Here is a 13945-nt window from a genome sequence, read left to right on the forward strand (position 1 = left end):
AGCAAGTAATTTTAAATTACTTGCTCTTTTTTTTTACTTTTTTCGTATTTAAATTATGAAGGAGGTTGAAAAATGAGTTTTGAAAGTGAAATTAAGTCTTTAATGAAAAAAGCAATCGGTCAAACTGCATCGGATATTTATTTTTTACCACATGATACCAACTATCAAATTAAATTTCATACTAATAATGGGCTTGTGAATTATTTAGAGATATCTCCTGATAAGATTAAAATGATGATTAATTATTTTAAGTATCATGGACATATGCAACTAACAGAAAGAAGGAGGCCATTGGTCGGTTCATTGGAATGGCAATATGATAATCAAATATATCATTTAAGATTATCGACAGTGGCTGATTTTAATGGGAACGAAAGTTTAGTAATTAGAATTATTTATCCATTCGATAGTTTATCAACGAAATATTTAGTTTCTTACCAATATGAAAAACTAAAAGACTCATTATCTAAAAGGGGATTGATAGTTTTTGCTGGACCAACTGGATCAGGTAAAACAACTACAATTTATCAATTGGCCAAAAAATTAAGTTCTCAACAATTAGTAATGTCCATTGAAGATCCAGTAGAAATTCATGAATCATCTTTTTTACAATTACAGGTAAATCAAGATGCTGAGATGAGTTATGCTGATTTATTAAAAGTTGGCTTACGAAATCGTCCAGATATATTTATTATTGGGGAAATCAGAGATTCAAAAACAGCAATGATAGCTGTTCAGGCTGCTTTGAGTGGACACTTGGTCTTCAGTACAATTCATGCTAAAGACGCATTGGGAGTTATTGATCGTTTAATGAATTTGGGGATTAGTTATGATTATTTAAAAAGTTGTTTGAACATGATTGCTTATCAACGCTTAATTCCATTAGTCAATCAATATGCAACTTTGTTTTCGTTAGTAGATAATAAAATGGCTTTTGACAATAAAATAACGAAAAATTATTTAATGAAAGAATGGAGGAATAACTTAGATAATGCGTATCGCGAAGATAAAATTAGCAAACAAACTAAAACAAGGTTTTGGTACGGGTAATCGAAGTTTAAAATCACAATTATCTTTTTTTACAATGTTAAGTGATTTAATTCAAAATGGATTTTCAATTCGTCAAAGTATTGAATTTATTACAACAATTGATAAGGATGACTTTTATGCCAAAGTAATTATTCATAAGTTGTCTTTAGGAATGTCATTTTCTCAATCATTAAAGGGAATTGTAGATAATAATATGTATTATCAACTCATGGTTGCCGAACAGCACGGTAAGTTAATTCAAACTTTAAGAGAAGTAACGTCATTATTAGAATTTAAGTATCGTCAAAAAGCACAAATTAAGTCTTTAATGTTATATCCTGTATTTTTATTTATTTTTTTATTAATGATTATTATTGGTAGTCAGTTTTTCATTATTCCTCAAATTAATCAAATGGGAAATACTCACTCAGTACTAGATAAATCTATTATTTGGGTATTAGGTGGGATTGGAATAATTATTAGCTTATTAGTATATTTAACTGTAATTAAATATCGTCAATTAAGAGCAATCGAACGTGCTCAAATTTTAATTAAATTACCACTTATTGGGAAAATCTTTCGTTATTATTATCAATATTACATTAGTTCGATGTTATCTTTAATGTTAAAAAGTGGTTTAGATAGTAAAGCAATTTTAGAAGTTTTATCTAATTTTGATAAACGTTCATTTTTATTTCAGCTTAGCAATGAAATTGATGAAAAATTAAAAAATGGAAAAGATATTTTAACAGCTTTTTCAAATAACAATTTGATTCCAAAAGAAATTAATATGTTTATGTTAAAGGGAGATCCTAAAGAGAAATTATCAAGGAACATATTTGCTTTTTCTAAATTAACATTTAACAAGATGATTAAGAATACTAAAAATTTAATTGGAATGGTTCAACCATTGATGTTTTTAATAATCGGAATAGGAATTTTAGGAACATATTTATCTATTTTAATGCCAATGTATAACTCACTTAAGGGAGGATATTGACAATGAAGAAAGTTAAAAAAGGCTTTACATTGATTGAGATGACGATTGTTTTATTTATTATTTCATTATTAATTTTAATCATTGTTCCTAATTTAGCTCATCAAAAGAAAAATGCACAGGGAATTCACAGTAATGCCATGACAAATGTAGTTCAAATGCAAATCGATGGCTATTTAAATGATAATAATGGCGATCATGTAACTTATGAAAAATTAGTAAGTAGTGGATATCTTAGTTCAAAACAAAGTCGTCAAGCACAAAATGAAGGAATAAAAATAGTCGATAATCATGCTCAAAAATAGAATCGGATTTACCGTTATTGAAACGTTAATTGTATTATTTATAAGTATGATTTCGTTAGTACTATTAATGATGTTATCTAGTTTTTTTCAAGATAAAAACCAAAATGAACATTTATTTTGGAAAAATTTTAATCAAGAATGGCAATTGATTGGTAGATCTGCAATGCAAAACCAAGATAGCGCTACAATCATTTTCGGAGAAAATAATGTTGTATTTAAATCAAGTAATCACGATTTGGATACAACCTTAACCTATCCAAAAGGGTTAAAAATTTTAACACCTGGCAAACAAGTATTTGTAAATGATAATGGTTATAGTAGTCCTAAAACAATTCGATGGTATTCAAATAGTTTAAAACAATATTGGAATTTAAAATTTCAATTAGGATGGGGAGTTTATCGACTTGAAAAGGGATAAGTTAAGATCTGGTATGACTTTAATTGATTCTGTAGTGGGATTTAGCATTATTTCTTTAGCACTTTTTTTATTTATCAATACCAATAATATTATAAATCAACAACGGAAACATAATGAGCAAAGCGAACACCAATTAAGAGCTGAATATGAAAAGAAGTTGAAACTTAGATATGAAAATTAGAATTAAACCAGCTTTTACTTTAATGGAAAGTATTCTTTCATTAATAATTGTTGCATCTGCAGTATTAATAATTCAACTTGTGCTAAATATTATCAACCCAAAGCCTAGAATAAATTCTTCCATGCATTATCTAAATAATTATTTAAGAATTTTAGAATCTGATGAATATAAATTTAAATTTGTAGACTTAAACTCAAATAAATTAACTTTACTAGGTAACAAAAAGAATAAAAAATATATTTTTTATTTGAAAAACGATGTTTTACAATTTACTAGTGAACATGGTGGATATATGCCATTACTAGATAAAGTAAAATTAGTTAAGTGGGATTATCATGATCCTATTTTAAAGACAAAAATCATTATGAATGATAATCGAGAATATGAGACGACCTCATATATTCCAATTAAAAAGGATAAGTAAATGAAGAAAAAAGGCTCTTTAACTATAATTTCACTTTTGTTTTTATTATTTGTTGTAGGAATCGTTGAAAATCATATTAAAGAATTTAAAGTTGAACAAAAACAACATCAGCTTATAATAAAAAATTATCATCAAAGAATTAATCAGTTAAAGAATTCAAAACGACTATCTTGAAAAAAATGTTTAATCTGTTATTATGAAAAATGTTTTAACGAGTTTAATAATGGAGATGATTATTCTGTCAGAGAAGCAGACAGAAGCATTTTTTAAAGAATTAGATCATTCAACTGACATAATTCAAAAAGATATTGGAATATCTTATTTAGATGCTTTTATTGAGAACGGTCAAAACATATTGACTGGTAATATTAATGTTGAGGATGGTAAGCCTACTAAAGATGTTGTTGATGAATTAAAGCAGATATATTCAAAAATTAATTTATCCTCAATGTCCTCAGAAACAATTCGTCGAGCTTTGCAATTGATTATGTTAAAAATAGTTAATAGGGATGCAATTCAAGCTAACCATCAATTGACTCCAGATACAATTGGTTTTCTTATGGGATATATGATTATGCGTTTGGTTAAAAATAAACAAGAACTAACAATTCTAGATCCTGCTGTGGGGACCGCTAATTTGTTAACATCAATTATTAATCAAATTACTAATGATCTTCATATTAAGGTAAATTCCATTGGAATTGATAATGATGATTCGATGCTTCAATTGGCAAATATTAATGTCCAGATGCAAAAACAAGCAACCGAATTAATTCATCAAGATGCCTTGAGCCCAATTGATGTTCCTAAAGTAGATTTAGTGGTATCAGACTTACCAGTTGGCTTTTATCCAATTGATTTAAATGCAGATCGATTTGAAACGAAGTCTGAAAATGGTCATTCATATGCTCATCATCTATTGATAGAACAAAGTATGAACAATGTTAAGGAATCTGGTTGGGGAGTATTCTTAGTTCCAAGTAAGCTGTTTGATACGAAAGAAGCAAAACAACTATTAAAATGGATGCAAGATAATGCTTATTTACAAGCTTTAATTAATTTACCTCAGGAGTTGTTTATAAATAAAGAGGCTCAAAAGGCAATTATGTTGCTTCAAAAACCTGGAAAGAGTGCAAAACAAGTTCAAAAAGTAATGTTAGGAGAATTTCCTTCATTTAAAAATCAAACAGAATTTCAAAAGTACATTGCTGAAATTGTTGAATGGGAAAGAACTAATTTTGAATAATCTAGATTAGAATTATTTTTGATTCAAAATTGTGTTTGCTGTTATAATTAATTTAGTTTTTAAATTAATTTTTGTTAGGAGATTAGTAATGGGAAAATCAATTGCAATTAATGCTGGTAGTTCAACATTAAAATATAAATTATTCGAAATGCCTTCAGAAAAACTTATTTCAAGTGGAGATATTGATCGTCTTGGATTAGGTAAATCAAATGTAAAAATCAAATATGGTGATGGTAAGAAATATACTGATACTTTAGATATTAAGGATCATGAAGAAGCCATTAAATTAGTTTTAGATAAACTATTAAGTTTGAATATTATCAAAGACTATAATGAAATTACTGGTGTTGGTCACCGAGTAGTTGCTGGTGGAGAAGAATTTACTGATTCTGTTGTAATTACTGATGAAGTTTTAGATAAATTAGAAAAATTATCCGAACTAGCTCCATTACATGAACCTGCTAATATTTTAGGAATTAAAGCATTTAAGAAAATTTTACCTAATGTTATTAGTGTTGCTGTTTTTGATACATCTTTCCATACTACAATTCCAGAAAAGAATTATGTTTATGGAATCCCTTACGAATATTACCAAAAACATCAAGCTCGTAAGTACGGAGCTCATGGTACAAGTTACCGTTATGTATCACAACGTGCTGCTGACATGTTAGGTAAACCATTAAAAGATTTAAAGTTAGTCATTATGCATTTAGGGGCTGGTGCTTCTATTTGTGCAGTTAAAAATGGTAAATCATATGATACTTCAATGGGGTTCACTCCAGTTTCTGGAATTATGATGGCTACTCGTTCTGGAGATGTTGATCCTTCTGTTCTTGCTTACGTAATGGAAAAAGAAGGAATCAAGAACATGAGCGATATGATTAGTATTTTAAACAATAAATCTGGTTTATTGGGTGTTTCAGGTCATTCAGCTGATATGCGTGAAGTTGAACAAGTAATGGATAAGAATCACCAAGCTTATTTAGCGCGCGAAATGTATAAGAACCGTATCATTAGATACATTGGTCAATACATTGCTGAGATGAATGGTGTTGATGCGATTGTATTTACAGCTGGTGTTGGTGAAAATGATATTATGATTCGTCAAGAAGTTACTGATGAATTAGGCTACTTTGGGATTGGCGTTGATCCTAAGAAGAATGATATTCGTGGCGAAGAACGTGACATTAGTACTGATGATGCTAAAGTTAAAACATTGTTGATTCCTACTAATGAAGAATTAATGATTTGTCGTGATATTGAACGTTTAAAAAAGTAATTAAATAATAAAATAAAAGTCGCTTTTTAGCGGCTTTTTTATTTTCATCTTTAGATGACATAAATTCATCTATAAATATTAAAGATGAAAAAACGTTGACATAACAACTCTTAATTATTTATTAAGTTCAAATGAATATTATTGTTATTTGTCAAAATCATACGTTATTCAATATAATACGAGTAAATAAAAGAGGAGTGAGGAATATGTCTGAAAAACAAAACAGTCCTGAGATGACAAGAGGATTGAAAGAACGACATGTACAATTAATTGCTTTAGGTGGAACGATTGGAACAGGTTTGTTCTTAGGAGCGGGACAATCAATTCAATTTGCTGGCCCATCAATTCTATTAGCTTACATAATAGCTGGATTTGCATGTTTCTTTTTAATGAGAGCATTAGGTGAACTGTTAATGGCGAAGCCAACAGCTCCTTCTTTCATTACTTTTATTAATAAGTATATTGGTCATCATACTGGTTTTGTTGCAGGATGGACATATTGGATTTGTTGGGTAACGATTGCAATGGCAGAAATTACTGCTGCAGGATTATATATGCAATTTTGGTTCCCAAGCTTACCAAAATGGGTAACGGGTGTTGTGTTATTAGGAATTATGTTTTTGTTAAATTCTGTTAACGTTGCTGCTTTTGGTGAAACAGAATTTTGGTTTGCAATTATCAAAGTTGTAGCAATTATTGCTTTAATTATTACTGGAGTTATTTTATTATTAATTCATTTCAAAACACCAGTTGGCCATGTTAGTATCAGTAATTTAACTAATAGTAGTTTCTTTGCGCATGGATGGAAAGGATTCTTTCTATCATTTCAAATGGTATTGTTTAGTTTTGTTGGAATTGAAATGATTGGAATGACAGCTTCAGAAACAAAAGATCCACATGAAGTAATTCCAAAGAGTATTAATTCTGTGCCAATGAGAATTATCTTGTTTTATATCGGGTCATTACTAGTATTAATGTTCATTTATCCATGGAGTGATATTAGTGCAGATTCAAGTCCTTTCGTTCAAGTTTTTAAAAATGTTGGAATTAATTCAGCTGCCGCAATTATTAATTTCGTTGTTTTAACGGCAGCAGCTTCTTCTTGCAACAGTGCAATTTTTTCCACTAGTCGGATGTTATATTCACTTGCAGGAGAAAATAGTAAAAATAAGAATAACTGGCTTCACAGATTGTCTCCTAAACATCATATTCCTGTTAATTCAATTATTGTTTCTACTTTACTAATCATGTTAGCAGTATTGATGAATATCTTTATTCCACATGGGGTATTTGAATTTATTTCTAGTATTGCAACTACTTGTTTCTTATACATTTGGGGAGCAATTGTCGTTGCACATATTTCATATCGTCACAAGACACATAGTGAAAATGATGATAGTAAATTACTGTTTAAAATGCCTGGTTATCCAATTAGTGATTATTTTGTTCTATTATTTTTATTAGTGGTCGGAATTGTAATGCTATTTAAGGTTGAAACCGCATTTGCATTGCTTGGCTCAATTGTGTTCATTATTGCTTTATATATTTTCAATCATTTTAAGACGCAGGCATAACTTATTAACGACTTTGATATAATTATCAAAGCCGTTTTTATTTTGTTAGGTTCTTAATTAGGTGTAATATATACTTATAATTATGTAGTGAGGTGAGTGATGATGAATTATTTCACTGCTGATACACATTTTTTTCATAAAGAGTTATTAGGATTAGATGATTTTGCACCTCGTCCATTTACAAATGTCTCGGCTATGAATGAAACAATCATTAAGAATTGGAATGCAAAAGTTGATGAGAATGATATTGTTTATCATTTAGGTGATATTGCTCTTCATTTCATTCGTCCTGAAAAACAAGCGCATCAAGATGTTTTTGATGTTTTGAAACGTTTGAATGGGCAAATTATTTTTATTAAGGGTAATCATGATAGTCGAAGCCTTTTTAAATTTATTAGAAAACAAGGTTTAATGATTAATGGTAAACCTAAGTTCCTTTTTCATGATGTTGGAACTATCATTAAGTTTGACCATCGTCAATATTATTTGACCCATTATCCAATGTTACTAGGAAAAGTTAAACAAATTATTAATTTACATGGGCATATCCATCATTACACTGTGCCATTTAAAGAAAACATTAATGTTGGAGTTGATACACCAGAAAAAGATTACTTAGACCATCAGATACCTTTTGGGGCTCCTTTTTCTGAGGCTGAAATTGAAGAAATGGTTCAAGCTAAATTTGATGATTTTCATAAAAGAAAATAACAAGGAGTGATTTAGTTGGAACAAGTTGTCATTTTACACACAAATGATTTACATTCTCATTTAGAGAATTGGCCAAAAATTAGACGATATTTAAATGATCAACGTGAGCAAGCAATTAATGAAGGTAAAACTGTTTTAACTTTAGACATTGGGGATGCAGTTGATCGATTCCATCCTTTGACAGAAGCTACTAATGGACAAGCCAATATTGAAATTTTAAATCAAGTAAATTACGATGCAGCAACTATTGGAAACAATGAGGGAATTAATAATACTAAGCAACAATTAGACCATTTGTATGATAAAGCTGATTTTGATGTTATCGTTAATAACCTTTTTGATCCTAGTGATCATCAAATTCCTAAGTGGTCAAAACCAGATAAATTGATTAAAACAACGGAAGGAACTAGGATTCTTATTTTAGGGTTAACTGCTCCGTATATAAGCACCTATGAAGATATTGGTTGGGAAATGAAAGACCCAATTAGTTTGATTCCAGAATTATTGAAGAAACATAAGGGGCAATATGACGTTTTAATTTTAATGTCTCATTTAGGATTATCAAGTGATATTAAGATTGCTAATCATTTTCCTGAAATCAATGTTATTTTAGGTGGACATTCCCATCATCTATTGGTAAATGGACGTTGTCAAAATAATTCTTTGTTGGGAGCTGCTCAAAAATATGGTCATTATGTTGGGAAAGTGGAATTAACTTTAGATGATCATAAAATTGTTGATAAAAAAGCTAGTGTCGTAAAAACAGCTGATTTACCTAGTGAAGCTGGCGATATTAATGAAATTAGTGGATATGAAAATGAAGGAGCAAAATTATTAGCTAGTCGTAAGTTTGCAAAAATCGATCATTCTATGAAAAAAAATTGGGAAGGTGATTCTGAATTAAGTCAAATCGGATTATCCGCAATGAAAGAAAAAGCACATACTGATATGGCAGTTATAAATAGTGGATTGTTCATGCATGATTTACCTAAGGGGATTATAAATAAAAATCAAATTCATGAAATTTTACCACATTCAATGCATGTCATGCGGAGTACTTTTAAAGGTAGCGATTTATGGCGCTTAATAAGGGAAATGGAAAAGAATCGATATTTTCTTTTACGTTTTCCTCAGAAAGGAATGGGCTTTCGCGGGAAAGTATTTGGTAGCCTTATCTATTCAGGATTTTATTATGATTCAAAGACTGATAAAGTAATGTATCATAATAAACCAATTGATATGGATAAAGAATATTCAATTGCTTTGCTTGACCACTACATGTTTATTCCGTTCTTCCCAACTATTGCCATTGTTGGTAAAAATAAAATCTTTTTTGACCAAATGTTGAGAGGAACTTTTTCACAATATTTAAGCGAACACTATCCATTATCTTAAGATTCAGGAGGTATTTACTTGGAACGTAAAAAAATTAGTGAACTTGTTGAGGAACGAAATCAAAATCGAAAATTATTGGCACATATTTCATTAAATGGTTCTGATGATATTGTTATTAATGGTCATCATTATAAAATTATTGTTAATGAGAACGATGCTTTTGATCTAGATACCTTTGAAAACAAATTTGTTCCTAGTCTAAGTCATTATAATTATATTGTCGGTGATATTGGATATAATCAATTACGTTTAAAGGGATTTTATAATGATGAAAGAAATGTAAAGTCTTTACAAAGGGTTTCTGACATTGATACTTATTTAAGTGAGTATTGTAATTTTGGATCTCCATATTTTATTTTGCATAATCTTGAAGCGAAAGGTTATAGTCGTAATCATCATTTTGAAACCAGAAATAAAACTCGTAATTTTCACCATGAAAATAGAAATAAATTTCAAAAAAAACGAGAAAGAAAAAGTCGTTTTAAAGGACATAAGAGCTTTCGAATCGTAACTAAAACCAAATAGGAGAAACATTAATGAAAAAATATAATGGTTATTTTATTGACTTAGATGGAACTATTTATGCAGGAAAGAAAAGAATTCCAGCTGCTAAACGGTTCATTGAAAGATTACAAAAGAAAAACATCCCATTTTTGTTTGTAACAAATAATACTACTAAACTCCCAAAAGATGTTGTTAAAAATTTAGCTGATAATCATGATATTCATGTAGAAGAGAATAATGTTTATACGGCAGGATTAGCAACTGCTGATTATGTAAAACAATTGGCTGATCGAGATGGTAAAGAGAAAACTGTTTATATTGTTGGTGAATCAGGATTATATGATGCATTGGAAGAGCAAGGTTTTACAATTACGTCTGATCATCCTAATTATGTAGTGGTCGCATTAGATTCTAATGTTACTTATGAGAAATTTAGTTTAGCAACTTTAGCAATAGAAGATGGAGCAACTTTTATTGGTAGTAACCCAGATACTAATTTACCTAGTGAAAGAGGGATGTTGCCTGGTGCAGGCTCTTTAATCGCACTAGTTAAATATGCAACTCAGGTGGAACCGATTTTTGTTGGTAAACCAGAACCAATTATTTTAGAAAATGCTTTGAAGAGAATTGGTTTAACTAAAAAAGATGTCGTTATGGTTGGTGATAATTATAATACTGATATTAAAGCGGGAATTAATTTTGGAATTGATACATTGCTTGTTTATACAGGTGTTTCAACACCCGATGATATTAGTAAAGTAAAAATTAAACCTACTATAATTGTTGATAGTTTAGATGACGTTGAACTATAAAAAAAGCTGATCGATTTGATCAGCTTTTTAATTTTTCTTTTATGATAGTGATAATTCCAGGGATTAATGAAACTAAAACAATTAGAATAACAATTAATGAGAAATGTTCTTGAACAAAAGGAATATTACCAAAGAAGTATCCTCCACCACAACATAATAATACCCAAGTAATACAAGCAATTAAGTTATGTTTTAAAAATTCTTTGTAAGATAATCCGCTATTTGCTGATATAAATGGAATGATAGTTCTGATAATTGGCATAAATCTAGCTAGGAAAATTGCACTAGCTCCATGTTTAGCAAAAAACTTTTCAGATTGTTGAATGTATTTTGGCTTAATTACTTTTTTTACAATATTATTTTGAAGGATTTTTTTACCAAATTTTTCACCGATGATGAAGTTTAGGGAATCTCCACCAATAGAGGCAATTAAAAATAATATTATAAATATAGATATATTTAAATGATACTTACTATTAGCAGATATTGCAGCAGCGGCAAATAATAGTGAGTCACCTGGCAGAAATGGTAAAATTATTAAACCTGTTTCACCAAAAATTACTAGAAACAAAATAATATATGTCCAATCTCCAAAGGTGTTTACTAAATTAATAATATGGTTATCAATGTGCAATATAAAATCTATAACTGTGTTCATTTCAATCTCCTTTTTAATTTAATTGCGTTACCTATTTTATCAAATAATTAATATTGATGTGGGAGAGTTTAATTGAATTAATGAAAAGATAATATATTTTATAAAAATCTTCTTGACGTTTCTAATGATAATTGATAATATATTAAACGTTGCTTATTTTAAAAGTCAATTGAAGAAATGAATTAAAAAATAATTATATTTTATGTTGACATTCAATAAAGCAAATGATATTATTTAATAGTTGTCTTGAAAAAAGACTGCATTAATTAAAAAAGTAGATCTTTGAAAACTGAATAAGATATGACAATAAATGTGTAAGGACATTTTACATTAGTAAAATGAATTAAAACATTTGCGAATGTCAATTCGTAAAAAAAGAAACAATATTTGAAGAGCTAAATTAAGCTATTCATATTTATAATATGAGAGTTTGATCCTGGCTCAGGATGAACGCTGGCGGCATGCCTAATACATGCAAGTCGAACGAGCTTCCGTTAATGATAGTTGGTGCTTGCATCAACTTGACTTAACATCGAAGCGAGTGGCGAACTGGTGAGTAACACGTAAGGAACTTGCCCTAGAGTAGGGGATACCACTTGGAAACAAGTGCTAATACCGTATAACAACGAAGACCACATGGTCTTCGTTTAAAAGGTGCGTTTGCATCGCTTTAGGATAGTCTTGCGGCGTATTAGCTAGTTGGTGAGGTAATGGCTCACCAAGGCGATGATACGTAGCCGACCTGAGAGGGTAATCGGCCACAATGGGACTGAGACACGGCCCATACTCCTACGGGAGGCAGCAGTAGGGAATCTTCCACAATGGACGAAAGTCTGATGGAGCAATGCCGCGTGAGTGAAGAAGGGTTTCGGCTCGTAAAACTCTGTTGTTAAAGAAGAACGAGTATGATAGGAAATGATCATTCCGTGACGGTATTTAACCAGAAAGTCACGGCTAACTACGTGCCAGCAGCCGCGGTAATACGTAGGTGGCAAGCGTTATCCGGATTTATTGGGCGTAAAGCGAGCGCAGGCGGTTCCTTAAGTCTGATGTGAAAGCCTTCGGCTTAACTGAAGAAGTGCATCGGAAACTGGGGAACTTGAGTGCAGAAGAGGATAGTGGAACTCCATGTGTAGCGGTGAAATGCGTAGATATATGGAAGAACACCAGTGGCGAAGGCGGCTGTCTGGTCTGCAACTGACGCTGAGGCTCGAAAGCATGGGTAGCAAACAGGATTAGATACCCTGATAGTCCATGCCGTAAACGATGGATACTAGGTGTTAGAGGGTTTCCGCCCTTTAGTGCCGCAGCTAACGCATTAAGTATCCCGCCTGGGGAGTACGACCGCAAGGTTGAAACTCAAAGGAATTGACGGGGACCCGCACAAGCGGTGGAGCATGTGGTTTAATTCGATGCTACGCGAAGAACCTTACCAGGTCTTGACATCTTCTGCTAACCTAAGAAATTAGGCGTTCCCTTCGGGGACGGAATGACAGGTGGTGCATGGTTGTCGTCAGCTCGTGTCGTGAGATGTTGGGTTAAGTCCCGCAACGAGCGCAACCCCTGTTACTAGTTGCCAGCATTTAGTTGGGCACTCTAGTGAGACTGCCGGTGACAAACCGGAGGAAGGTGGGGATGACGTCAAATCATCATGCCCCTTATGACCTGGGCTACACACGTGCTACAATGGGCGATACAAAGAGTTGCGATACCGCGAGGTGGAGCTAATCTCCTAAAGTCGTTCTCAGTTCGGATTGCAGGCTGCAACTCGCCTGCATGAAGTTGGAATCGCTAGTAATCGTGAATCAGCAATGTCACGGTGAATACGTTCTCGGGTCTTGTACACACCGCCCGTCACACCATGAGAGTTAGTAATACCCAAAGCCGGTGCAACAACCTCTTTTGAGGAGTAAGCCGTCTAAGGTAGGACTGATGATTAGGGTGAAGTCGTAACAAGGTAGCCGTAGGAGAACCTGCGGCTGGATCACCTCCTTTCTAAGGAATAATACGGAACCTTACGCATGTCAATCTTATTTAGTTTTGAGAGGTCTACTTCTCAATGTTATGCTTAATTTCAACACTTGGGCCTGTAGCTCAGTTGGTGAGAGCGCACGCCTGATAAGCGTGAGGTCGATGGTTCGAGTCCATTCAGGCCCATTCCTGACACTTGTCGGGTGAACATAACATATGGGGAATTAGCTCAGCTGGGAGAGCACCTGCTTTGCAAGCAGGAGGTCAGCGGTTCGATCCCGCTATTCTCCATTGATACCGTTAGGTATCAAACTTGGTTCTTTGAAAACTAGATAATATTAATTTTTTCAAATTTGATTTTATATTTTATATAATTTCAACCGAGAACACCGCGTTATTTTGAGTTTTTTAATATAGTTCAATTCGTATTTACTCAATTAA

15 protein-coding genes, 2 tRNA genes and 1 rRNA gene are annotated in these 13945 nt (G+C 31.7%); 17 read left to right on the plus strand and 1 reads right to left on the minus strand.

Features of this window, described 5'->3' with window-relative positions; all coding sequences use genetic code 11:
* The first annotated feature begins 72 nt into the window (after positions 1-72).
* From comGA to AC3B6G_RS05875, 14 genes are all read left to right on the plus strand, one after another.
* Positions 73-1050, plus strand: coding sequence for a competence type IV pilus ATPase ComGA (gene comGA, locus AC3B6G_RS05810; RefSeq protein WP_489849456.1), 978 nt, complete (start codon positions 73-75; stop codon positions 1048-1050).
* Complete coding sequence (locus AC3B6G_RS05815; RefSeq protein ID WP_489849457.1) at positions 992-2029, plus strand: type II secretion system F family protein; 1038 nt, start codon at positions 992-994, stop codon at positions 2027-2029. The genes comGA and AC3B6G_RS05815 overlap by 59 nt, the downstream gene beginning before the upstream one ends.
* A 2-nt stretch (positions 2030-2031) precedes the next feature.
* Positions 2032-2331 carry a competence type IV pilus major pilin ComGC gene (comGC, locus tag AC3B6G_RS05820; protein ID WP_489849458.1) on the plus strand — a complete coding sequence of 100 codons (300 nt, stop codon included), beginning with the start codon at positions 2032-2034 and terminating at the stop codon, positions 2329-2331.
* Positions 2318-2749 (plus strand): hypothetical protein, encoded by a 432-nt coding sequence (locus AC3B6G_RS05825; RefSeq protein ID WP_489849459.1) that lies wholly within the window; start codon positions 2318-2320, stop codon positions 2747-2749. Before comGC ends, AC3B6G_RS05825 begins: the two co-directional genes overlap by 14 nt.
* Positions 2736-2930 (plus strand): hypothetical protein, encoded by a 195-nt coding sequence (locus tag AC3B6G_RS05830; protein WP_489849460.1) that lies wholly within the window; start codon positions 2736-2738, stop codon positions 2928-2930. Before AC3B6G_RS05825 ends, AC3B6G_RS05830 begins: the two co-directional genes overlap by 14 nt.
* Positions 2920-3354, plus strand: a complete 435-nt coding sequence (locus tag AC3B6G_RS05835) for a competence type IV pilus minor pilin ComGF (protein WP_489849461.1) — start codon at positions 2920-2922, stop codon at positions 3352-3354. The genes AC3B6G_RS05830 and AC3B6G_RS05835 overlap by 11 nt, the downstream gene beginning before the upstream one ends.
* On the plus strand, positions 3355-3528 hold the full coding sequence (locus tag AC3B6G_RS05840) for a hypothetical protein (RefSeq protein WP_489849462.1): 174 nt from the start codon (positions 3355-3357) through the stop codon (positions 3526-3528).
* 49 nt (positions 3529-3577) lie between these two features.
* A complete protein-coding gene (locus AC3B6G_RS05845; protein WP_489849463.1) occupies positions 3578-4600 on the plus strand; it encodes a class I SAM-dependent methyltransferase in 1023 nt (340 codons plus the stop codon).
* A gap of 88 nt (positions 4601-4688) precedes the next feature.
* Positions 4689-5879: an acetate/propionate family kinase gene (locus AC3B6G_RS05850; RefSeq protein WP_489849464.1), complete on the plus strand. Its 1191-nt coding sequence runs from the start codon at positions 4689-4691 to the stop codon at positions 5877-5879.
* Between the two features lie 206 nt (positions 5880-6085).
* A complete protein-coding gene (locus tag AC3B6G_RS05855; RefSeq protein WP_489849465.1) occupies positions 6086-7453 on the plus strand; it encodes an amino acid permease in 1368 nt (455 codons plus the stop codon).
* Positions 7454-7555: 102 nt separating this feature from the next.
* Entirely contained in the window at positions 7556-8164 is a 609-nt protein-coding gene (locus tag AC3B6G_RS05860; RefSeq protein ID WP_489849581.1) for a metallophosphatase, read from the plus strand.
* Between the two features lie 15 nt (positions 8165-8179).
* Positions 8180-9559 carry a bifunctional metallophosphatase/5'-nucleotidase gene (locus AC3B6G_RS05865; RefSeq protein ID WP_489849466.1) on the plus strand — a complete coding sequence of 460 codons (1380 nt, stop codon included), beginning with the start codon at positions 8180-8182 and terminating at the stop codon, positions 9557-9559.
* An 18-nt stretch (positions 9560-9577) separates the two neighbouring features.
* Complete coding sequence (locus AC3B6G_RS05870; RefSeq protein WP_489849467.1) at positions 9578-10084, plus strand: YutD family protein; 507 nt, start codon at positions 9578-9580, stop codon at positions 10082-10084.
* A gap of 11 nt (positions 10085-10095) precedes the next feature.
* Positions 10096-10875 (plus strand): TIGR01457 family HAD-type hydrolase, encoded by a 780-nt coding sequence (locus AC3B6G_RS05875; RefSeq protein ID WP_489849468.1) that lies wholly within the window; start codon positions 10096-10098, stop codon positions 10873-10875.
* A 19-nt stretch (positions 10876-10894) separates the two neighbouring features.
* On the opposite strand, the gene AC3B6G_RS05880 is transcribed toward AC3B6G_RS05875, so the two are convergent.
* Positions 10895-11533 (minus strand): VTT domain-containing protein, encoded by a 639-nt coding sequence (locus tag AC3B6G_RS05880; RefSeq protein WP_489849469.1) that lies wholly within the window; start codon positions 11531-11533, stop codon positions 10895-10897.
* Positions 11534-11951: 418 nt separating this feature from the next.
* Between AC3B6G_RS05880 and AC3B6G_RS05885 the strand changes: the two genes are divergently transcribed.
* The 3 genes from AC3B6G_RS05885 (at position 11952) to AC3B6G_RS05895 (ending at position 13795) form a co-directional block, all read left to right on the plus strand.
* Positions 11952-13528 (plus strand): 16S ribosomal RNA (locus AC3B6G_RS05885).
* A gap of 88 nt (positions 13529-13616) precedes the next feature.
* Positions 13617-13690: transfer RNA gene (locus AC3B6G_RS05890), tRNA-Ile, on the plus strand.
* Positions 13691-13722: 32 nt separating this feature from the next.
* Positions 13723-13795: transfer RNA gene (locus AC3B6G_RS05895), tRNA-Ala, on the plus strand.
* Positions 13796-13945 lie beyond the last annotated feature (150 nt).

The sequence above is a fragment of the Nicoliella sp. ESL1149 genome, assembly GCF_058107265.1.